This window comes from Inquilinus ginsengisoli (assembly GCF_031453975.1).
GTDB classification, from domain to species: domain Bacteria; phylum Pseudomonadota; class Alphaproteobacteria; order DSM-16000; family Inquilinaceae; genus Inquilinus; species Inquilinus ginsengisoli_A.
Window position 1 is genome coordinate 17,532 of record NZ_JAVDPW010000002.1, and the last position, 21,052, is coordinate 38,583.

At 70.4% G+C, this 21,052-nt stretch carries 22 protein-coding genes; 10 read left to right on the forward strand and 12 right to left on the reverse strand.

What is annotated here, in order from left to right:
- Positions 1-8: 8 nt before the first annotated feature.
- Complete coding sequence (locus E9232_RS03905; RefSeq protein WP_309792265.1) at positions 9-1,049, forward strand: C-terminal binding protein; 1,041 nt, start codon at positions 9-11, stop codon at positions 1,047-1,049.
- Between the two features lie 81 nt (positions 1,050-1,130).
- On the opposite strand, the gene rpmE is transcribed toward E9232_RS03905, so the two are convergent.
- The 4 genes from rpmE to E9232_RS03925 all read right to left on the reverse strand — a co-directional run bounded on the left by rpmE (position 1,131) and on the right by E9232_RS03925 (position 3,352).
- The gene (gene rpmE, locus E9232_RS03910) at positions 1,131-1,358 is read right to left on the reverse strand and encodes a 50S ribosomal protein L31 (protein WP_309792266.1); all 228 of its coding nucleotides are present in this window, start codon (positions 1,356-1,358) and stop codon (positions 1,131-1,133) included.
- A gap of 77 nt (positions 1,359-1,435) precedes the next feature.
- Positions 1,436-1,867 (reverse strand): HIT domain-containing protein, encoded by a 432-nt coding sequence (locus tag E9232_RS03915; protein WP_309792267.1) that lies wholly within the window; start codon positions 1,865-1,867, stop codon positions 1,436-1,438.
- Positions 1,864-2,646 (reverse strand): SDR family NAD(P)-dependent oxidoreductase, encoded by a 783-nt coding sequence (locus E9232_RS03920; protein ID WP_309792268.1) that lies wholly within the window; start codon positions 2,644-2,646, stop codon positions 1,864-1,866. The genes E9232_RS03915 and E9232_RS03920 overlap by 4 nt, the downstream gene beginning before the upstream one ends.
- A gap of 139 nt (positions 2,647-2,785) precedes the next feature.
- On the reverse strand, positions 2,786-3,352 hold the full coding sequence (locus E9232_RS03925; RefSeq protein WP_309792269.1) for a P-loop NTPase family protein: 567 nt from the start codon (positions 3,350-3,352) through the stop codon (positions 2,786-2,788).
- Between the two features lie 98 nt (positions 3,353-3,450).
- On the opposite strand from E9232_RS03925, the gene E9232_RS03930 reads away from it, so the two are divergent.
- On the forward strand, positions 3,451-4,188 hold the full coding sequence (locus E9232_RS03930) for an HAD family hydrolase (RefSeq protein WP_309792270.1): 738 nt from the start codon (positions 3,451-3,453) through the stop codon (positions 4,186-4,188).
- On the opposite strand, the gene E9232_RS03935 is transcribed toward E9232_RS03930, so the two are convergent.
- Positions 4,130-4,915: an inositol monophosphatase family protein gene (locus E9232_RS03935; RefSeq protein WP_309792271.1), complete on the reverse strand. Its 786-nt coding sequence runs from the start codon at positions 4,913-4,915 to the stop codon at positions 4,130-4,132. The genes E9232_RS03930 and E9232_RS03935 overlap by 59 nt on opposite strands.
- Positions 4,916-4,997: 82 nt before the next feature.
- Positions 4,998-5,723, reverse strand: coding sequence for a GntR family transcriptional regulator (locus E9232_RS03940; protein WP_309792272.1), 726 nt, complete (start codon positions 5,721-5,723; stop codon positions 4,998-5,000).
- 181 nt (positions 5,724-5,904) lie between these two features.
- Between E9232_RS03940 and manD the strand changes: the two genes are divergently transcribed.
- From manD to E9232_RS03960, 4 genes are all read left to right on the forward strand, one after another.
- Positions 5,905-7,113, forward strand: a complete 1,209-nt coding sequence (gene manD / locus E9232_RS03945; protein ID WP_309792273.1) for a D-mannonate dehydratase ManD — start codon at positions 5,905-5,907, stop codon at positions 7,111-7,113.
- Positions 7,114-7,174: 61 nt separating this feature from the next.
- Positions 7,175-8,521 (forward strand): MFS transporter, encoded by a 1,347-nt coding sequence (locus E9232_RS03950; protein ID WP_309792274.1) that lies wholly within the window; start codon positions 7,175-7,177, stop codon positions 8,519-8,521.
- A 25-nt stretch (positions 8,522-8,546) separates the two neighbouring features.
- Positions 8,547-9,584, forward strand: coding sequence for an L-idonate 5-dehydrogenase (locus tag E9232_RS03955; RefSeq protein WP_309792275.1), 1,038 nt, complete (start codon positions 8,547-8,549; stop codon positions 9,582-9,584).
- A gap of 149 nt (positions 9,585-9,733) precedes the next feature.
- Entirely contained in the window at positions 9,734-11,023 is a 1,290-nt protein-coding gene (locus tag E9232_RS03960; RefSeq protein WP_309792276.1) for an MFS transporter, read from the forward strand.
- Between the two features lie 9 nt (positions 11,024-11,032).
- Here E9232_RS03960 and E9232_RS03965 read toward each other — a convergent pair whose 3' ends face one another.
- Together E9232_RS03965 and E9232_RS03970 are read right to left on the reverse strand one after the other, a co-directional pair.
- On the reverse strand, positions 11,033-11,344 hold the full coding sequence (locus E9232_RS03965) for an antibiotic biosynthesis monooxygenase family protein (RefSeq protein ID WP_309792277.1): 312 nt from the start codon (positions 11,342-11,344) through the stop codon (positions 11,033-11,035).
- Positions 11,345-11,367: 23 nt separating this feature from the next.
- A complete protein-coding gene (locus E9232_RS03970; RefSeq protein ID WP_309792278.1) occupies positions 11,368-12,315 on the reverse strand; it encodes a proline dehydrogenase family protein in 948 nt (315 codons plus the stop codon).
- A gap of 164 nt (positions 12,316-12,479) precedes the next feature.
- On the opposite strand from E9232_RS03970, the gene E9232_RS03975 reads away from it, so the two are divergent.
- Positions 12,480-13,640 (forward strand): cytochrome P450, encoded by a 1,161-nt coding sequence (locus tag E9232_RS03975; RefSeq protein WP_309792279.1) that lies wholly within the window; start codon positions 12,480-12,482, stop codon positions 13,638-13,640.
- A gap of 10 nt (positions 13,641-13,650) precedes the next feature.
- Here E9232_RS03975 and E9232_RS03980 read toward each other — a convergent pair whose 3' ends face one another.
- From E9232_RS03980 to E9232_RS03990, 3 genes are all read right to left on the reverse strand, one after another.
- Positions 13,651-13,953 carry a type II toxin-antitoxin system RelE/ParE family toxin gene (locus E9232_RS03980; protein WP_309792280.1) on the reverse strand — a complete coding sequence of 101 codons (303 nt, stop codon included), beginning with the start codon at positions 13,951-13,953 and terminating at the stop codon, positions 13,651-13,653.
- Positions 13,941-14,198 carry a type II toxin-antitoxin system ParD family antitoxin gene (locus tag E9232_RS03985; protein WP_309792281.1) on the reverse strand — a complete coding sequence of 86 codons (258 nt, stop codon included), beginning with the start codon at positions 14,196-14,198 and terminating at the stop codon, positions 13,941-13,943. The genes E9232_RS03980 and E9232_RS03985 overlap by 13 nt, the downstream gene beginning before the upstream one ends.
- Positions 14,199-14,271: 73 nt before the next feature.
- Positions 14,272-15,156, reverse strand: coding sequence for a LysR family transcriptional regulator (locus E9232_RS03990; protein WP_309792282.1), 885 nt, complete (start codon positions 15,154-15,156; stop codon positions 14,272-14,274).
- A 110-nt stretch (positions 15,157-15,266) separates the two neighbouring features.
- On the opposite strand from E9232_RS03990, the gene E9232_RS03995 reads away from it, so the two are divergent.
- Complete coding sequence (locus tag E9232_RS03995) at positions 15,267-16,256, forward strand: zinc-dependent alcohol dehydrogenase family protein (RefSeq protein ID WP_309792283.1); 990 nt, start codon at positions 15,267-15,269, stop codon at positions 16,254-16,256.
- Between the two features lie 54 nt (positions 16,257-16,310).
- On the opposite strand, the gene E9232_RS04000 is transcribed toward E9232_RS03995, so the two are convergent.
- Complete coding sequence (locus E9232_RS04000; RefSeq protein ID WP_309792284.1) at positions 16,311-18,920, reverse strand: beta strand repeat-containing protein; 2,610 nt, start codon at positions 18,918-18,920, stop codon at positions 16,311-16,313.
- Between the two features lie 324 nt (positions 18,921-19,244).
- Here E9232_RS04000 and E9232_RS04005 point away from each other — a divergent pair, with 324 nt between their 5' ends.
- Together E9232_RS04005 and E9232_RS04010 are read left to right on the forward strand one after the other, a co-directional pair.
- Positions 19,245-19,577 carry a hypothetical protein gene (locus E9232_RS04005; protein ID WP_309792285.1) on the forward strand — a complete coding sequence of 111 codons (333 nt, stop codon included), beginning with the start codon at positions 19,245-19,247 and terminating at the stop codon, positions 19,575-19,577.
- Positions 19,578-19,685: 108 nt separating this feature from the next.
- Entirely contained in the window at positions 19,686-20,912 is a 1,227-nt protein-coding gene (locus tag E9232_RS04010) for an SGNH/GDSL hydrolase family protein (protein WP_309792286.1), read from the forward strand.
- Positions 20,913-21,052 lie beyond the last annotated feature (140 nt).

Consider the following 21,052-nt stretch of genomic DNA (forward strand, 5'->3'; position numbering starts at 1 on the left):
CGCCCGGAATGGCTGCCCGTTTCACCATCCTGACGCCCGATGCGCAATTCGCCGACGACGCCGTGATCGAACGGCAGGTCGGCGGCGCCGATGTCGATTTCGAGATCCGGCGCGAGCGCGACCGCAAGAAAATCCCGGACGAGGCCTATGCACGCTGCGACGCGCTGCTGACCTGGCATGAGCTGAAGGTCGACCAATCGGTGATCGACAAGCTGACACGCTGCCGCATCATCGTCCGCGCCGGGGTCGGTTTCGACCACATCGATCTGGCGGCGGCCGGGGCGGCCGGCATCCCGGTGGCCAACACGCCGGACTACGGCACCAGCGAGGTCGCCGACCACGCGATGGGCCTGCTGCTGGGCCTGCTGCGCAGCATCCCGGCCTATGACCAGGCGCTGCAGGCCGACCCGGTCGGCGGCTACACGCTGGAGGCCGGGCACCTGACCCGGCGCATCCGCGGCACCGCCCTGGGCATCGTCGGCCTCGGCCGCATCGGCACCGCCACGGCGATGCGGGCCAAGGCCTTCGGGCTCGAGATCCTGGCCTACGACCCCTACATCCCGCGGGGGCAGGAGATCGCGCTCGGCATCACCCGGGTCGAGACCCTGTCCGACCTGCTGGCGGCCAGCGACATCGTCTCGATCCACGCGCCGCTGACGCCGGAGACGCACAAGCTGTTCGGCGAGGCGGCGCTTTCGGTGATGCGGCCGAACGCGGTGCTGATCAACACCGCCCGCGGCGCCATCGTCGACCTGGACGCGCTGCACGACGCGCTGCAGGCCGGCCGGATCGCCGGCGCCGCGCTGGACGTGCTGCCGGAGGAACCTCCGCCGCAGCCGCTGCCGCCGCTGATCGCCGCCTATCACGAGCAGCCGGACTGGCTGCGCGGGCGCCTGATCCTGACCCCGCACGCGGCGTGGTCGAGCCCGGAGAGCGCGGCCGACGCCCGCCGCCTGTCGGCGGAGACGGCGGTGGCCTATCTGCGCAACGGGGCGCTGCGCAACTGCGTCAACGAGGCCGTCCTCGACCGCAAGAAGCTGCGGCGCTGAACGACGAAAAGCCGGCCTCCTCGCGGGGGCCGGCTTTCGAAACCAGTGTCGACGGGCGCCCGGCTGGCGGGCGCCGGACGATCAGGACTTCTTCAGACCAAACGCCTCGAAGCGCTTGTTGAACTTCGCAACCTGGCCACCGCGATCGACCAGCTTCTGCACGCCGGTCCAGGCCGGGTGAGACTTCGGGTCGATGTCGAGGCGGATGGTGTCACCCGCCTTGCCGTAGGTGCTGCGAGTCTTGAACTCGGTCCCGTCGGTCATCACGACGTTGATTTCATGGTACTCGGGGTGGATGTCGGTCTTCATGGCCGCGGGCTCCGATCAAACGAGGGGGCCGTATACGCGACCCCGCCGGGATTTGCAAGGTCAGGACCGCAGGGCGGTCATGTCGTTTCTTCGAGGACGGCACCGATCTTCGCCAGCAGCGCCTCGGCCTCGCCCGGGGCATAGGGCTCGGCGGTGCCGGCGCCCCACACCGGGCCGGGCCAGGCGGCGTCGCCCGCCTGCCGCGCCAGGACATGGACATGCAGCTGCGGCACGACATTGCCGAGCGCGCCGATGTTGATCTTGTGCGCCGGGAACGCGGCGGCCAGCGCGCAGGCCGCCAGCATGGTCTCCTGGTGCAGCGCCGCCTGGTCCTCCGGCGCCAAGGCATGCCACTCCACCGCCTGGGCCCGGCGCGGCACCAGCAGCAGCCAGGGGAAGCGCCGGTCGTTCATCAGCCGCAGCTGGGCCAGCGGCCAGTCCTGCCAGGCCAGGGTCGACGCCGCGATCCGCGGGTCGAGCGCGAATCCCGCCTCCTTGGCCGCGCTCATGACGGCAGCCCCACTCGGGCACGCAGCTCGGGGGCGCGGATGGTCAGCTCACGTCCGACCAGATCCTCCGCCTGCGGCCCGCACAGCCAGGCGATGACCCGGGCCGGATGCTCCGGCGGGGCGTGGGCCTCGCGCGGCATCCGGCTGACCGGGTTGATGCCGGAGGTCCGGATCTCGCCCTGCATCTCGGTGTCGACCGTGCCGGGGCGGAAGCCGAAGGCGCGGATGCCCTGGCCGGCATATTCGAGATGGATCGACCGGGTCAGCATCGCCAGCCCGGCCTTCCCCGCGCAATAGGCGCTCCAGCCCTCATAGGCGTTCTCGGCCGCGCCGGAGCTGACATTGATGACGGTGCCCCCACCCTGCGCCACCATGCCCGGCAGCGCCGCCCGCAGCGCCGCGAAGGCGCCGAGCAGGTTGACGGTGACGTTCCGCGCCCATTCCGCCGGATCGCAGTCCAGGATATGGCCGATCGGGCCGACCATGCCGGCGTTGTTGACCAAGATGGTCGGCGTGCCCAGCGTCTCCGTCACCTCGCGCAGCATCGCCTCGACCCAGCCGAGATCGCCGATGTCGCCGGCGATGGCCACGGCCCGGCCGCCGGCCCCGCGCAGATCCCGGGCGATGCCGTCGATCGCCTCGGCCGACCGCGCCGTCAGCGCCACCGCGGCGCCCCGGGCCGCCAGCAACCGGGCGGTGGCGGCACCGATGCCGCGACTGGCCCCGGTGATCACGGCCACGGCGCCGTCCAGGCGCGGCAAGGCTTCGGATTCGCTCATTCCAGACTCATTCCTCGCAGTTCCCGGCCCAATCTAGCGGCATAGGTGGCTGGACGTCAGCCTCAGCCTTTGCGTTGCCTCCTGTTTGCGGGAGAGGCAACACGCTCTTTCGTGATTCGCCAGCAATTCTCCAGCGCGTTCACCCGCGCCACGCCTTGCCCTCGCGCAGCCGGAACGAGCGGACCCGCTGCAGCCGGTCCTCGGTGGTGGTGTCGCCCTCGATCCGCAGCACCGGGCAGGGCAGCCGGGACAGCCAGGCCTCGTGCGCTGGCAGGCTGCGGCCGACGGTTCCGGCGTCATAGGCCTCGGCCCAGTCCAGGAAGGCGTGGTGCGCCTCATGCATCGCGCCGCCCGGGGCCAGCGTCGCCGCGCCGTAGCGCTCGGCCTCGCGCCGCCGCAGCCGCTCCATGCGCAGCGCCGGCGGCACGTAGAGGAACACCACCAGGTCGAAGCGGGGAATCAACGGCCCGCCCCAGCTGACCAACGACCCGCTGAGGACCCAGCGGTCCACGCCGTCGACCGCCTGTTCGATCAGCGCCAGCCGGTCGGGGATCGGGCGCTTCTGCACGAAGGGCGGGTCGGTCGGCAGCCAGTAGAAATCGTCGGTGTCCAGGTGCGGGACCCCGGTCGCCGCCGCCAGCGCCCCGCCCAGCGTCGAGGTGCCGGAACCGGCCGCGCCGGTGATGTGGATGCGCCTGGGCGCCATGGTCGTCCCTGTCCTCGACGTTCGGATCGGCCTGCGCCTTGCACATAGCGCACGGGCATGGTGTTGTCGCGCAACCTCTCCCGCTGCCCGGGCCCACCATGCTGGTCATCTTCGATTGCGACGGCGTCCTGATCGACTCCGAGGTGATCTTCTGCGCCGTCGATTCCGAGGCGCTGGCCCGGCTGGGCCATGTCATGACGCCCAGCGAATTCGCCCGGCGCTTCTGCGGCACGCCGCATCATGTCGCCTGGAGCACCCTGTCGGCCGAACTCGGATTCGCGATCCCGGACCAGCTGATCGAGGAGGTCCGGGCGGAATGCGCCCGGCGCTTCGAGATCGAGCTGCAGGCCATCCCGGGCGCCGCCGAGGCGATCGCCGCGGCCGCCGGCTTCGGCCATCCGCCCTGCGTCGCGTCGTCGACCAGCCTGCCCAACCTGCGCCGCAACCTGGGCTGGGCCGGGCTGCTGCCGCGGGTCGACCCGCATGTGTTCTCGGCCAGCCAGGTGGCACGCGGCAAGCCGGCACCGGATGTCTTCCTCTACGCCGCGTCGCAGATGGGCGCCGACCCGGCCGACTGCCTGGTGATCGAGGATTCGGTGTTCGGCGTCACCGCCGCCCGCCGGGCCGGGATGCGGGTGGTCGGCTTCATCGGCGGCGGCCATGCCGATGCCGATCTGCCGCTGCGCCTGCAGGCCGCCGGCGCCGGCCGCATCTTCTCCACCATGGCAGAGATCGCGGCCTGGCTGGAGGCCGGTGCCCCGGCCCCCGGCTATGCCGCTAGACCAGCGCCTTCAGCTGCTGCGCCAAGGCCGCGACGCCCGGCGCCGCGGCGGTGACCGGGCCGCTCTGCACCCCGCTCTCGATGAAGTCGTCGGTGACGCCGCCGGCCTCCTTGACCAGCACCAGACCGGCCATCACGTCCCAGGCGTTGGTGTGGGCGGCGGCGTAGCCGTCGAAGCGGCCATCGGCGACATAGGCCAGCGACATCGCCGATGAGCCCAGGCGCCGGTATTCGCCGCCATGGGCCAGGATATGGCCGATCTGGCGGACATGCGCCTCGACATGCTTGCCCGGGGAATAGCCGACGCCGATCATCGCGCTGTCGGGCCGCGCCGCGGCGTTGACCTTGATCGGCGTGCCGTTGCGCGTCGCCCCCTGCCCCGCCACGGCGCTGTACAGCTCGTCCCGCACCGGCTCGTAGATCACGCCCAGCGCCGGCTTGCCGTCGATGGTGGCGCCGATCGAGACGCACCATACCGGCCGGTCGCGCAGGAAATTCGCGGTGCCGTCGATCGGGTCGAGGCCCCAGACGATGCGCGCGCCCTGCCGGTCGAGGCCGAACTCCTCGCCCAGCACGGCGTGGTCCGGGAAGATCTCCTGCAGCCGGCCGCGGATCAGGGTCTCGACCGCCTTGTCAACCACGGTGACGAAATCCTGCGGCCCCTTGGATTCGATCTCCAGCGCCTTGTGGCCGGCCAGATGGGCCCGGGCCAGTTGCCCGCCGGCCCGGGCCAGCGCCTCGGCCACGATGCGCATCAGGGCGAGGGTCTGTTGGTCGCTCATGGGAAATTCCTGTCCGCTAGGGAAGGCGCGATCATCCGGGACCGATCCGTCCCCGGCAACCCAGGAAAGCGGGACCCTGCCGTCAGGAATCCAGCTCGAACAGCTCCGGCCGCCGCTGGGCGATCGGGCCGAGTGAGGACAGGATCTCGCGCAGGTGGCGGCGCATCGCGGCCTCGGCGGCGTCAGGGTCATGCGCCCGCAGCCCGGCCAGGATCTCCGCATGCTGCTCGATCAGCATCTCCAGCGGCGACACCTCGGGCAGGCTGAGATAGCGCACCCGGTCCATCTGCGCCTTCATGTTCTCGATCGTGCTCCAGGCCGGCAGGCAGTCGATCGCCTCGATGATCAGGTGGTGGAAGGCCTCGTCCAGCGCCAGGAAGCGGGCGTGGTCGTGCCGCCGGGCCGCCTCGCGCTGGGCCTCCAGGTTGTGGGCCAGCGCCTGCAGGTAGTCGTCGTCGATCCGCTCGGCCGCCAGCCGCACCACCGCCGCCTCCACCGCCTCGCGGATGAACCGGCCCTGCTCGACCTGGCGCTGCGAGATCTTGCGCACCAGCGACCCACGCTGCGGCACCACCTGCAGCAGCCCGGCCTCGACCAGCTTGATGAAGGCCTCGCGCACCGGCTGGCGCGAGACGCCGAACATCTCGGACCCGTCCTTCTCCGACAGCGCCGTGCCGGGCGGCAGCAGGCCGGTGATGATCGCCTGGCGCAGCCCCTCATAGATCTGCTTGCCGATCGGGCCGTCGCCGCTCAGCGCGATGCGCGCCGGCAGGCCCCTGGTCTCCTGCGCCCTCCGCCGTCCGGCCACCCGCTTCTCCTCCCCGGTTTCCCCGTTGACCATACAGCCGATCGGCCGGCCGGACAGCGCCACGATACAGCGCTTCGATCAATCGCCATACTTGTATGGTGATTAAATCTCCGCTATGGAATCGGCCGCGCCCGCTGCGCCAAGCAGCGGCAACGGCATGCAAGACCCGGGGAGAAGCACCATGAAGATCATCCGCGCCGACGTGATCATCACCTGCCCTGGGCGCAACTTCGTCACCCTGAAGCTGGTGACCGACGAGGGCGTGTACGGCATCGGCGACGCCACCCTGAACGGGCGCGAGCTGGCGGTGGCCAGCTACCTCCGCGACCATGTCTGCCCCCTGCTGGTCGGGCGCGACCCGCACCGCATCGAGGACACCTGGCAGTACCTGTACAAGGGCGCCTATTGGCGCCGCGGCCCAGTGACCATGAGCGCCATCGCCGCGGTCGACATGGCGCTGTGGGACATCAAGGCCAAGGTCGCCGGGCTGCCGCTGTACCAGCTGCTGGGCGGCGCCTCCCGCGACGGCGTGATGGTTTACAGCCACGCCACCGGCCGCGACATTCCCGAGACGCTGGACCGCTACGCCGCCTATCAGGAGAAGGGCTTCAAGGCCATCCGGGTCCAGTGCGGCGTGCCCGGCATGGCCTCGGTCTACGGCGTCAGCAAGGGCGGCGATTCCTATGAGCCGGCGACCAAGGGCTGGCCCGAGGAGCAGTCCTGGTCGACCGAGAAGTACCTGAACTACGTGCCCAAGCTGTTCGAGGCGGTGCGCGAGAAGTTCGGCTTCGACACCCATCTGCTGCACGACGTCCACCACCGGCTGACCCCGATCGAGGCGGCGCGGCTGGGCAAGGCGGTCGAACCCTATGCCCTGTTCTGGCTGGAGGACCCGACCCCGGCGGAGAACCAGGAAGGCTTCCGCCTGATCCGCCAGCACACCACCACCCCGATCGCGGTGGGCGAGGTGTTCAACAGCATCTGGGACTGCAAGCAGCTGATCGAAGAGCAGCTGATCGACTACATCAGGGCCACGCTGACCCATGCCGGCGGCATCACCCACATGCGCCGCATCGCCGACCTGGCCGCGCTGTACCAGGTGCGCACCGGCTGCCATGGCCCGTCCGACCTGTCGCCGGTGTGCATGGGCGCCGCCCTGCATTTCGACCTGTGGGTGCCGAATTTCGGGGTGCAGGAATACATGGGCTATCCCGACCCGGCGCTGGAGGTCTTCCCCCACGCCTGGAGCTTCGCCGACGGCTTCATGCATCCCGGCGAGGCGCCAGGCCATGGCGTCGACATCGATGAAACGCTGGCCGCCCGCTACCCCTACGACCCGGCCTACCTGCCGGTGGCGCGGCTGGAGGACGGCACGCTGACCAACTGGTAGCGGCCCGCCGGGGCCGACATCGACATCAAGGCCGCATGACGGTCACAGGGAGGAGGAGCAGATGGCAGCAGCACAGGCGGACAAGACCTCGGCCAAGACGTCGGCGGCGATGATGCGGCGGATCGCGATCGCGTCCTGCATCGGCACCACGGTCGAGTGGTACGACTTCTTCATCTACGCCACCGCCTCGGCGCTGGTGTTCAACAAGCTGTTCTTCCCCACCGTCGACCCGCTGGTGGGGTCGCTGGTCGCGCTCGGCACCTATGCCGCCGGCTTCTTCGCCCGGCCGGTCGGCGGGCTGCTGTTCGGCTATATCGGCGACCGCTACGGCCGCAAGCAGGCGCTGGTCATCACCCTCCTGATCGTCGGCATCGCCACCTTCGTCATCGGGCTGATGCCGACCTACCAGTCGATCGGCATCGCCGCGCCGATCATCCTGCTGTTCATCCGGCTGCTGCACGGCTTCGGCATCGGCGGCGAGCAGGGCAACGCCATCCTGATCATGTGCGAGCACGCCCCGGCGCCCCGCCGCGGCTTCTTCGGCTCCTGGGTCCAGATCGGCGCGCCGGCCGGCTTCGTGCTGCCGCTCGGCATCTTCGCGCTGCTGACCACGACCCTGTCCGAGGAGGCGTTCCTGAGCTGGGGCTGGCGCATCCCCTTCCTGCTCAGCATCCTGCTGGTCGGCATCGGCCTCTACATCCGGCTGCAGCTGACGGAATCGCCGTTGTTCCTGGAGATGCGCCAGCGCCGGGCGGACGACGCCCACCCGCTGGTCGAACTGGTGCGCGAGCATCCCCGGTCGCTGGTCACGGGCTGCGGCAGCAAGCTGGCCGAAAGCATCGCCTTCACCGCCTTCGCCGTGCTGCTGACCGCCTATGGCACCAGCCGCGGCGTGCCCCGGCCGACCATGACCACGGCGACGCTGGTCGCCATCCTGCTGGAGCTGGTGACGCTGCCGCTGTTCGGTGCGTTGTCGGACCGGATCGGCCGCCGGCCGGTCTACCTGTTCGGCGCCTTCTGCGTGCTGGCCGCGACCTTCCCGGTGTTCGGCCTGGTCTACGCCCGCGCCGACGGGGTGCTGTGGATTGGCTTGGCCGCCGCCCTCGCCCTCGGCCACGCCGCCATGTACGGGCCGCAGGCCGCGATGTACTCGGAGATGTTCCCGACCCGGATCCGGGCCAGCGGCGTGTCCTTCGTGCAGCAGATCGGCGCCCTGATCGGGTCGGCCGGCACCCTGGCGGCCGGCTGGCTGCTGGAGATCGGCGACGGCACGCCCTGGTACCTCTGCGCCTACATCGCGCTGGGCTGCCTCATCACCCTCGCCTGCACCTGGGCCCTGCCCGAGACGGCGCCGCGCGTGTCCGGTACCGTCGACCGGATCGGCGCGCCTGCCGCCGCCCATTCCTGAACCGTCCCTCCCTCAGGAGACCGCCATGTTCGCCGCCGTGCTGCACCAAGCCAAGGACCTGCGGATCGAGGACCGCGCCCCGCCGACCCTGGCCCCGGGAGAGGTGCTGGTCCGCTTCCGGGCCGGCGGCATCTGCGGCTCCGACCTCGCCTATTACTCCAAGGGCAAGACCGGCGACTTCCACCTGCGCGAGCCGCTGATCCTGGGCCATGAGATGGCCGGCGAGGTGGCGGAGGTGGCGCCGGACGTCGAGGGCCTGGCGATCGGCCAGCCGGTCGCGGTCAATCCCAGCCGGTCCTGCGGCCGCTGCGACTACTGCATGAGCGGGCTGGAGAACCAGTGCCTGAACATGCGGTTCCTCGGCAGCGCCTCGATCTTCCCGCACATGCAGGGTGCCTTCCGCGAATACATCGCCGTGCCGGCGCGGCAATGCGTGCCGGTGCCGGAGCATGTCAGCTTCGCCGAGGCGTCGATGGCCGAGCCGCTGGCGGTGTCGCTGCACGCCGTTCGCCGCGCCGGGCCGCTGCTGGGCGAGGAGGTTCTGATCGTCGGCTGCGGCCCGATCGGCGCCCTGGTGCTGCTGGTGGCGCGCCAGGCCGGCGCCCGCCGCATCACCGTGGTCGACCTGGCCGAGAAGGCGCGCGAGACCGCGCTGGGCCTCGGCGCCGACGAGGCGGTCGACGCCAAGGACGAGGAGCGCATCGCGGCATGGAGCCGCAACCGCGGCCGCTTCGGCGTGACCATCGAGGCCTCGGGCAGCCCGGCCGGCCTGGACACCGCCCTGCGCGCCGCCCGCGCCCGCGGCCGGGTGGTCCAGCTCGGCAACCTGCCCGCCGGCCAGTCGCCGGTCTCCGCCAACCTCGTCATGTCGAAGGAGCTGGAGTATCGCGGTTCCTTCCGCTTCGCCGAGGAATATGCCCTGGCGGTGGAGATGATCGCCGGCAAGCGCATCAACCTGGCGCCGCTGATGACCCACCGCTTCCCGGTGCGCGACGCCGACCAGGCCTTCCAGGTCGCCCTCGACCGCAACCAGTCGATGAAGGTCCATCTGCTGGATCTTTGATACGCGCCCTCCGGGCAAAGAACCGTCATGGCGAGCCCCGCAGGGGCGTGGCCATCCAGCGGCACCGGCCTCTGGATCGCCACGTCGCTTCGCTCCTCGCGATGACGATCCCCCCGAACCTTCACCGCCCCGCAAGCGGAAGGAAAACCATGTTCAAAAGCGTGCGCTGGATGATCGTCGGCCTGCTGTTCATCGCCGGCATGATCAACTACCTCGACCGGTCGGCCCTCTCGATCGCCGCGCCGCTGATCCAGCAGGATCTCGGCCTGGATCACGCGCAGATGGGCATCATCTTCAGCAGCTTCTTCGCCGGCTACGCCCTGTTCAACTTCATCGGCGGCTGGCTGGCCGACCGGATCGGGCCCAAGAAGGTGTTCACCGGCGCCATGGGCATGTGGTCGCTGTTCTGCGGCCTGACCGCCGCCGCCACCGGCTTCGTCTCGATGATCGTGCTGCGGGTGCTGTTCGGAGTCGGCGAAGGGCCGCTGAGCTCGACCATGAGCAAGACGGTCAGCAACTGGTTCCCGCGGCGAGAGGCGGCGACGGCGATCGGCATCGTCAACTCCGGCACGCCGCTGGGCGGCGCCATCGCCGGTCCGATCGTCGGCTACCTCGCGCTCGCCTTCGGCTGGCGCTGGGCCTTCCTGATCATCATGCTGCTCGGCTTCATCTGGCTCGCCTTCTGGGTGAACCTGTCCGCCGACCGGCCGTCGCAGCATCCGGCGATCAGCGACGAGGAGCGCCGGCTGATCGAAGACGGCCAGCGCCAGGGCGACGCGGCGGCGCAGCTGCCGGCGCACGGCCTGGGATACTACCTGCGCCAGCCGATCGTGCTGGCCACCGCCTTCGCCTTCTTCACCTACAACTACGTGCTGTTCTTCTTCCTGACCTGGTTCCCGAGCTACCTGACCGAGGTGCACAAGCTCAGCATCAAGGACATGAGCCTGGCCACCGTCATTCCCTGGGTGCTGGGCTTCCTCGGCCTGGCGCTGGGCGGCTTCGTCTCCGACCGCATCTTCCGCCTCACCGGCAAGGCGCTGCTGTCGCGCAAGGTGGTGCTGATCGCGGGCCTTGGCCTGGCCGCGGTCGGCGTCGCCCTGGCCGGCGGCGTGGCCGACGTGACCAGCGCGGTGGCGCTGATGTCGGTGTCGATCTTCGGCCTTTACCTCACCGGCTCGATCTACTGGGCGGTGGTGCAGGACGCGGTGCATGGCGAGAATGTCGGCGGCGTCGGCGGCTTCATCCACCTGCTGGCCAACCTGGCCGGCATCATCGGGCCGACGGTCACCGGCTTCATCGTCCAGGCCACCGGCGGGGTCTACACCAGCGCCTTCGTGCTGGCCGGCGGCCTGGCCGTGCTCGGCGCGCTGGCCGCGCTGATCTGGATCCGCGAGCCGGCGGCCCAGCCGGTCACGGCGCGGGCGATGGGCCAGGGCTGAGGAGCCGAATCAGGCCGCCCCGTCCTCGACCGCGGTATAGTGCCGGACCCGGACGTCGAACCTGGTCAGGGCGGCCACCGCCTCGGGCTCGACCACGGCACGGTCCGGATCCTCGCCGGCGAAGGCCCGGACCGCATCCATCGAGTCCCAACGGGTCAGCACCATGTACTCGACCTCGTCCGGCCGATCGTGGCGCAGCAGCGATGCCCCCTGGAAGCCGGCGATGCCGCGCAGCGCCGGCAGCACGGTGTCGCGGAAATGCGCGGCATAGGCCGACGGATTCGACAAGGGCGCATAGCCGCGCCAGACCCGTGTGATCATCTCTTGCCTCCTCGATGCCCTGGTCACCCGCCGGCCAGCGACCGCGCCAGCAGCCAGGCGTTGCGTGGATTCTCACCGATCCGGCGCACCGCATAGGGCCACCAGTCGCGGCCGAAGGGCAGGTAGAGCCGCATCCGGTGCCCTTCTCGCGCCCGCTGTTCGGCCAGCGCGCCGCGCACGCCGTACAGCATCTCGAACTCGTACTCGTCCTTGCCCCAGCCGGCGGCCTCGGCCTGTGCGATGGCGTGGTCCTGCAGCCGGTCGTCATGGGTGGCGATCACCGGGCGGAAGCCGGCGTCGCGCGCGGCGCGCGACAGCATCAGGCCGATCAGCCGGCGGTGGTTCGCCTTGATCTCCGCCTGTGTGGTGAAGGCGGCGTCGGCCCCAGCGGCGAAAGCGCCCTTGACCAGCCGCACCGTGGCCCCCTGGCGGATGCGGGCGGCTAGGTCCGCCTCGGTCCGGCGCAAATAGGCCTGCAGCGTGATGCCGATCGGCAGCCCGTCACCCCGCAGCTCGTCATGCAGCGCGATGGTGGCGTCGACGAAGCTGCGGTCCTCCATGTCGATCATCATCAGCCGCTGGCCATCCCCCGGCGCGTCGGCGATGGCGCCGGCGATGGCCAACGCATTGCGTCGCCCCAGCGCCGGGTCGAGGCTGTGCCCGATCTGAGTGGGGTCGACCGAGACATGGATCTCGATCCCCGCGCGACCCAGCAGGTCGGCGACCTCGCGCTTCGCTGCGACGTTCTCCGCCACCAGGACGGGGCTGTCGACGTACTCGCCGAGGTAGAACAGCGAGCTGCGGATGCCCCGGGCCAGCAGCGCAGCGGCCAGGGCGACTCCGGCTTCCGCATCCGGCCCGGCGACATAGCGGCTGGCGAGACCCGACGTCGCCCGTCCGCTCTGGATCCAGCGCTTGGCCCGGGGCGATCGGGCGAGCGCGATCATCCCGGCCTGCCATGCACGACGCATCCCGTCCCTCTGCCCGCTTCTCTCGGCCGGAAAAAGATATCCGAGCGGCCGGCGGAGTCCATCCGCTTGGCCGCATCCTTCGACCGCCACCGAAGCGTCCGCCGGCCGGGCCGCGGCATCCTGCTGGTATGGTATTTGCGCAACCCCAGCCGCCGAGGCCGCCCATGCTCCCGCCGCGCGATCCCGTCGCCGCCATCACCCATCCCGATCCCTACCCCTACTATGCCGGGCTGCTGCGGCGGCGCCCGTTCCATCGGGACGAGGCGCTCGGCCTCTGGGTCGCCGCCAGCGCCGAGACGGCGACGGCGGCGCTGGCCAGCCCCGCCGGCCGCGTCCGCCCGCTGGCCGAGCCGGTTCCGCGGGCGCTGCTGGGCGGTGCCGCGGGCGAGATCTTCGGGCGGCTGGTGCGAATGACCGACAGCGACGCCCAGGCCCGGGCCAAGCGCGCCATCATCGCCACGCTGGCCTCGGTCACGCCCGAGGCCGCGGCGATAGAGGCGCGGCGCTGGGCGGGCGCGCTGACCGAAGGCGCGGCGCTCGATCCTGCTGGCCTCGACGCCCTGATCTTCGCGCTACCGATGCATGTCGTCGGGTCGCTGCTGGGATTCGCTCCGGCGCAGTTACCCGCGGTGGCCGATCGGATGCGCGCCTTCGTCGCCGCCATCGCTCCCGGCAGCTCGCCCGAGGTGGTGGAACGCGGCGGCGCGGCGGCAGCGGAGATGGTCGCCCTGACCCAGGATCTGATCGACACCCCGGACGGCGGTCTAGCCCGGCGGCTGCACGAAGCGGCGGAGCGTGAGGGCGGTATCGATCCGGCCGCGGTCACCGCCAACGCCGTCGGCTTCCTGTCGCAGACCCATGACGCCACCGCCGGGCTGCTCGGCAACGCCATCCTCGCCCTCGGCGCCCGACCGGAGCTGCGCCGCCGCGCCGCCGCCGACCGCACGCTGCTGCCAGGGCTGGTGCAGGAGGTGCTGCGCTTCGACCCGCCAGCCCAGAACACCCGCCGCTTCCTGGCCGAGGATGTCGAGATTGCCGGCCACGGCCTGCAAGCCGGCGACACGGTCCTGGTGCTGCTGGCCGCGGCGAATCGCGACCCCGCGCTCAATCCCGACCCCGACCGCTTCGACCTTGATCGCGCCAACCGCCGGATGCTGACCTTCGGCCACGGCCGCCACGCCTGCCCCGAGAACGGCATCGCCAACGCCATCGCCGTGGCCGGGCTGGACGCCCTTCTGGACCGGCTCCCGGAAGCGGCCTGGCCGGGCTCGCCGGCGGGCTATCGCCCCTCCGCCGCCCGCGTCCCGGTGTTTGCGAAGTCTTAGCTCGACCTGCCTATTCGCTGAGGTGCAGGTCGATATCGCGATCACCCTCAAGGATATTCACCACCTCGAAGACGTCATCGCGGTATCGGAAGAAGATGACATGGTTACCGACCGTGAAGCTGCGGATGTCCGGGCGCAACTCGGGCCTGGCGCGCCCGAGCATTCCGGGCAGTTCGGCCAGATGCCGGCATTGCCGGCGGAGCCACGCCACGAAATCCTGGCCGAGCGCCACGCTGCCGCTTTGCCGGGAGATGTAGGTCAGGATCTCGATGAGATCGCGCTGCGCCGCCGGCAGATACGTCAGCCGTCGCAATCAGTAGTCCGCTTTGGCCAATCCGCGGCCTTCGCCGCCAAGGCGGCATCCAGCTCCGCCTCGCTCACCTCGCCGCCTTCGGCGATCGAGCGATCGAGCGTCTCGCGCAGGGCCCGGAGCTTCGCCTCGCGCTCCTCGACCAGACGCAGACCCTCGCGCACCACTTCGCTCGCCGAACCGTAGCGTCCACCCTTGACCACGGATTCGACGAAGCGTTCCCAACGGTCGCCGATCGATACATTCATAAAGTGGGTCTCCAGTGCCAGGCGGCGCCAGTAAAACAAAAAATGCGCATAAACTGTCAGCCTCGCGATCCGCCTACCCGAACTCCTCGACCACCGCGTCGATGAAGCTGCGCAGCTTCGGGGTCGGCCGGCGGTCGGGGGCGAACAGGATGTGCATCGGCCGCGACGGCGGGGTGTAGCCCGGCAGCACCCGCACCAGCCGCCCGGCCGCGATGTCGTCGCACAGCAGCCCTTCCGGCTGCAGGATGATGCCCAAGCCTTCCAGCGCCGCACTGCGCAGGGCCTGGCCGCTGTTGATCGAGACTCGGCCTCCGATCTGGACCCGGCTGATGACCCCGTCCGCATCCCTGAACTCCCATTCGCCGCGCGGCGCCCAATGGGCGAAGCCGAGGCATTCGTGGCCCCCCAGCTCCTCCGGCCGCGCCGGGACGCCGCGTTCGGCGAGGTAGGCGGGCGCGGCGCAGGCCACCAGGCGATAGGGCCGCAACCGCCGGGCGACCAGGCTGGAATCGGGCAGCGGCGCGACCCGGATCACCGCCTCGTACCCCTCCTCCACCAGGTCGACGATGCGGTCGCTTAGCGTTACTTCAATGCTGACCTCCGGGTTGGCGCGGAGGTAGCGCGCCACCATCGGCACGAATTCATGGGCGCCGAAGGTGACCGGCGCATTAATCCTCAACCGGCCACGCGGCACCGCGCGCAGATCCTCGGCCAGCGCCTCCGCCGCCTCGGCCTCGGCCAGCACGATGCGGCAGCGCTCGTAGAAGGCGCGGCCCACTTCGGTCAGGCTCTGCCGCCGCGTGGTGCGGGCCAGGAGTTGGGCGCCCAGCCGGTCCTCGAGGAAGCGGACATGCTTGCCGACCATCGGCGCCGACAGGCCGAGCGCCTCGGCCGCGGCGGCGAAGGAGCCCGCTTCGACCGCCTTGGCGAACACCGCCATGCTGGTGAGCCGATCCATGATCCAAAACCATTGGTTCCGAGTGTTGCCCCGAACCCGATATTTATCCCGATTGGAAACGAATTCATATCTGAGGCTTCGGCATTCCGCTGCATCAGGAGCATCCGTCCATGGCTCGCATCGTCCGCATTCACGAACTCGGCGGCCCCGACGTCCTGCGGATCGAGGAGGTCGAGGTGCCGCCGCCCGGCCCCGGCGAGATCCGCATCCAGGTCAAGGCGCTGGGCATCAACCGCGCCGAATCGATGTTCCGCACCGGCCGCTATCCCGAGGCGCCGGTGTTCCCGGCCCGGCTGGGCTACGAGGCCGCCGGGCTGGTCGAGGCGGTCGGCCCCGGCGTCACCGGCTTCGCGCCCGGCGACGCGGTCAGCCTGGTGCCGCCGCTGTCGATCACCCGCTGGGGCACCTATGGCGAGGTCGCCACCGTCCCGGCCGAGCTGGCGGTGAAGCACCCCGCCACCCTGTCCTGGGTCGATGCCGCGGCGGTGTGGATGCAGTACGTCACCGCCTATGGCGCGCTGGTCGAGATCGCCGGGCTGGCCAAGGGCGATGCGGTGCTGATCACCGCCGCCTCCAGCAGCGTCGGCCTGGCCGCGATCCAGGTGGCCAACCGGATCGGCGCCGTGCCGATCGCGGCCACCCGCGGCAGCACCAAAGCGGCGGCGCTGCGCGACGCCGGCGCGGCCCATGTGATCGTGACCGAAGAGGAGGATCTGGCGGCGCGGGCGCTGGCGATCACCGGCGGCGCCGGAGTCCGTTTGGTGTTCGACCCGATCGCCGGGCCGTCCTTCGACGCGCTGGCCGACGCGCTGGCCCAGGGCGGCATCCTGGTCGAATACGGCGCGCTGAGCCCGGAGGCCACGCCCTTCCCGCTGTTCCCCGCTTTGGTCAAGGGACTGACGTTCCACGGCTACCAGTACAAGGAGATCGTGTCCGACCCGGCCCGGCTGGACCGGGCCAAGCGCTTCATCCTTGAGGGCCTCGCCGACGGCAGCCTGAAGCCGATCGTGGCGAAGACCTTCCCGCTCGACCAGATCGTCGAGGCGACCCGCTACCTCGAATCCAACGAGCAGATCGGCAAGGTGGTGGTCACGGTGTAGCCCCGACCCGCGCCGCCCCGGGGTGACCTCCGGGGCGGGCCGCAGGCTCGTCGCCTACAGCAGCAGGTCCGCGGCCCCGGCGACGGCGCCGTTGGTCAGGAGCACGCGGAAGTCGGCGACCCCGTCGCCGTTGACGTCCGCCTCCACCACCCCGGACACCGCCCGCAGCTGGCCGCGGACCCCGCTGAAGCCGGCGCCGCCGATGAAGATGAAGGCCTGGTTGCCGTCCGACGCGATGTTGTTGGCGTCGATGTCCGTGAGGTCGAGATCGTCGATGCCGACGGCGAAGTCGGTGATGCTGTCGATCTTGCCGCTGGCGAGGTTCGATTCGAGGACGAGGTCGTAGTCGAACCGGTCGGTGCCGGCACCGCCGGTCAAGGTGTCGGCGCCGCGCCCGCCATGGAGCACGTCATTGCCGGCGCCGGTGCTGAGCGTGTCGTCGCCATTGAGGCCGTTCGCAGTATCGGCGCCGGCGCCGCTGGTGAACTGCACCCTCTCCATGTTGTAGGCGTCGACGTAGAAATTGCCGGAGGTCGAGCGGACCTGGAAGCTCGGCGACCCGCCGGCGAAGAGCTGGACCACCTGGGTCTCGGCGCCGGCGTTGACGATCAGCGTGTCGGTCCCCACCCCGCCATCGACCGTGTCGGTGCCCGACCCCGGCGCCGCCGGCCGGGTCTTGGCGTCGATCGTGTCGTTGCCGGCACCGGTGGCGATGCTGTCCGCCTGGGCGCCGCCATAGATCAGGTCGTTGCCGCTGCCGGTGGTCAGCGTGATCCGCTCGAGGTTCAGGATCGAGGTCAGCCCCGCGGCGGCGATCGCGGTGCTGGTCCCGAGGGCGAAGCCCACGGCGGTGGTCAGCGCGCTGAGATCCGCCAGCCACCAGTCGATGCCGCCGCCGCCGTCGACAGTACCGCCATGGTCGCCGGTGTTGATCTGGTCGGCGCCGCTGCCGGTGACGATCTTGACGGTCTCCATGTTGTAGGCGTCGACATAGAAATTGCTGGAGGTCGATCTGATCTGGAAGGTCGGCGACCCGCCGCTGAACAGCTGCATCGCCTGGGTTTCGGCGCCGGCATTGACCACCAGCGTGTCGGTCCCCACCCCGCCATCGACCGTGTCGGTGGTGCCGCCGGCGATCGGCCTGGTCTTGGCATCGATCGCATCGTTGCCGGCGCCGGTGGTGATGGTGTCGGCCTGGTTGCCGCCGACGATCACATCGTTGCCGCCGCCGGTGGTCAGCGTGATCCGTTCGAGGCCGAGGATCGAAGTCAGCCCCGCGGCGGCGATCGCGGTGGTGGTGCCGAGGGCGAAGCCCACGCCGCTGGTCAGCGCACTGAGGTCCGCCAACCACCAGTCGATGCCGCCGCCGCCGTCGATCGTGCCACCATGGTTGCCGGTGTTGATCTGGTCGGCGCCAACCCCGGTGATGATCTTGACGATCTCCATGTTGTAGGCGTCGACGTAGAAGTTGCCGGAGGTCGAGCGGACCTGGAAGGTCGGCGACCCGCCGCTGAACAGCTGGACCGCCTGGGTCTCCGCACTGGCATCGACGACCAGCGTGTCGGTCCCCAGCCCGCCATCGACCGTGTCGGTGCCGCCGGCGATCGGCCGGGTCTTGGCGTTGATCGTGTCGTTGCCGGCATTGGTGGTGATGCTGTCCGCCTGGGCGCCGCCATAGATCAGGTCGTTGCCGCCGCCGGTGATCAGCGTGATCCGCTCGATGCCGAGGATCGAGGTCAGCCCGGCCGCGGCGATCGAGGTTGAGGTGCCGAGGGCGAAACCCATGCCGCTGCTGACCGCGCTGAGATCGGCCAGCCACCAGTCGATGCCGGCGCCGCCGTCGATCGTACCGGCATGGTCGCCGGTGTTGATCTGGTCGGCGCCGCTGCCGGTGACGATCTTGACGATCTCCATGTTGTAGGCATCGACGTAGAAATTGCCGGAGGTCGATCGGACCTGGAAGGTCGGCGACCCGCCGCTGAACAGCTGCACACCTTGAGTCTCGGCGCCGGCATTGACGATCAGCGTGTCGGCGTCCAGCCCGCCATCGACCGTGTCGGTGCCCGAGCCCGCCGCGGTCGGCCGGGTCTTGGCGTCGATGACGTCGTTGCCGTCGCCGGTCGAGATATTGTCGTCCCGGGCACCGCCGGTGACGGTGTCGTTGCCGCTGCCGGTCGACAGGGAAATGCGCTCGAGGTTCAGGATCGAGGTCAGCCCGGCCGCGGCGATCGCGGTGGTGGTGCCGAGGATGAAGCTGACATTCGCGAACAAGCCGCTGAGATCGGCGCTCCAGGAATCGATGCCGGCACCGCCATTGACCGTCCCGCCGCGCTCGCCGGTGCTGATCTGGTCGTCGCCGGAGCCGCCGGTGAACTGCACCCGCTCCATGTTGTAGGCATCGACATAGAGGTTGCCGGAGGTCGATCGGACCTGGAAGGTCGGCGACCCGCCGGTGAACAGCTGCACCGCCTGGGTCTCGGCGGAGGCGTCGACGACCAGGGTGTCGCTGCCGGTGCCGCCGTCGACCACGTCGGCGCCGGAGCCCGGCGCCGTCGGCCGTCTGCCCGCGTTGATCGTGTCGTCGCCTCCGAGCCCGTTGATCTGGTCCGCCGCGGTGGTGCCGTTCAGGATGTTGGCGTTGTTGTCGCCGTTGATGACCGCCATGAGGTCCTCCCCATGATCGATGCCCGATTTATGACGGGCGCGCTCGTCGGCCCCGCTTCGGGGCCCTGACGGCATCGATCCGGACTCATTCTACATCCGGAATAATAGCATATGTGGGGATATATTGGATTTTACTCAATTGGGCAGAATCCCGCCCTACACCCCGACCCGATCATGGAAAGTTTCCTGGAGGGGTCCGGCCGCACGCTCGTATTGCGCCCCCGGCTACGGCTTCGTTACGGCCTGCTCACGATGGTTTAACGCGCAAGGAACTAAGGTCCAGACGATATCGACCGACACTATCGTCTAAAGCGGGGACTGATCATGCGCACAATCGAACAGCCTGAGCCCACCCGGATGACCGCCGAATGGGCCCGCCGTTACCTGGAACGCCTGGACCAGCCGCTGGATCCATGGGAGGCGGACTTCTTCCGCAGCGGCTGCAACTTCCTGGCCCGGGACTCCGCCACCGGCGCGATCTCGTGCTGGAAGTCGATGAACCTGCCGATCGCCCGCCGGCGCGAGACCTACACTGGGCCGATGGGGATGACGCCGCTGACCCGCCACGAGATCGACCGGCTCTACGGTCTCCTGGAGAAGCTCGCCGATGGCGAGGACGCCGCCGACCAGGTGGCGGCGCTGCGGCGCTATCGGTAGGCGGGGCCGCGGCTCGTTGCGGGCCGCGCACCATGTTGACGCCGCCGCTATCCGTCGCGCACCGTCTTCCGCCCGAGGCTCGCCGATGCGATCCCGGCGGAGGACCCCGTGACCGGACAGCACAAGACCGGACGCTTCCGGCTGGCCGCCGCCTTCTGCCTGGCCCTGCTCACCGCCCCTCCCGGCGCTTCGGCGCAGGAGGGCTGGCAGGGCAGCTGGGGCGCCAGCCCGGCCTTCCCGGTCGGGCCTGATCTCGGCAACACCACCATCCGCCAGTTCGTCCGGCTCAGCGCCGGCGGCCGGCAGCTGCGCATCCGCTTCTCCAACGAGACCGGGACGCGGCCCCTGGTGATCGGCGCCGCCCGCATCGCCCTGCCCGGCCCCGCGCCCGGCAGCGTCGACCCGGGCGGCGGCCTGGCCCTGACCTTCGGCGGCGCCACCTCGATCACCGTGCCGCCGGGCCAGCCGGCGGTGTCGGACCCGGTCGCGCTGCAGGTCTCAGCCCTGCAGACCCTGGCGGTCAGCCTGTACCTGCCGCAGCCCACCGGCCCCGCCGTGATCCACAAGGACGGCGAGCAGACCGCCTTCCTCTCGGCCGGTGGGAATTCCACGGCCGCGGCCACGCTGCCCGCCGCGACCCGATCGACCATGCGGTTCTTCCTGTCCGGCGTCGAGGTGACGGCGGCCGGCGGCACGGTGGTGGCGCTGGGCGATTCGATCACCGACGGCGCCCGTTCCGGCACCGACGCCGACCGGCGCTGGCCCGACATCCTGGCGGAGCGGCTGGTCCAGGCGGGCGGACCCGCCATCGGCGTGGTCAATGCCGGGATCAGCGGCAACCGCCTGCTGCATGACGATCGCGGCACCGCCTACGGCCCCAGCGCCCTGTCCCGCTTCGACCGCGACGTGCTCGCCGTCCCCGGCGTGCGCTGGGTGGTGGTGCTGGAGGGCATCAACGACATCGGCCATTCCGGCACCTCGGACCGCACCGACCGGGCGGCGACGGCGGACCAGATCACCGCCGGGCTGCAGCAGGTCGTCGCCCGCGCCCGCCGCCACGGGCTGAAGGCGATCTGCGCCACCCTGACGCCGTTCGAGGGCACCGGCCTCGGCGGCTACTACACGCCGCGTGGCGAGGCCAAGCGCCAGGCGGTCAATGCCTGGATCCGCAGCGGCGGCGGCTGCGACGGCACGGTGGATTTCGACGCCGTCCTGCGCGACCCGGCCCGCCCGTCCCGGCTGAAGCCCGAATTCGATTCGGGCGACCATCTCCACCCCAGTGCTGCCGGCTACCGGGCGATGGCGGCGGCGGTGGATCTCGGCCTGTTCCGCTGAGGCGGCCGCCGGGCGTTGCCCCTTGCGATTTCTTCCGCGCATAGTTCGACAGCACCGGCGGCACGACCGGCAGGCGGCGTCGCCCTCATCGATGGCCGACAGGGGAGAAACACCAATGATCGGAAGCAATAGGGTTGGAC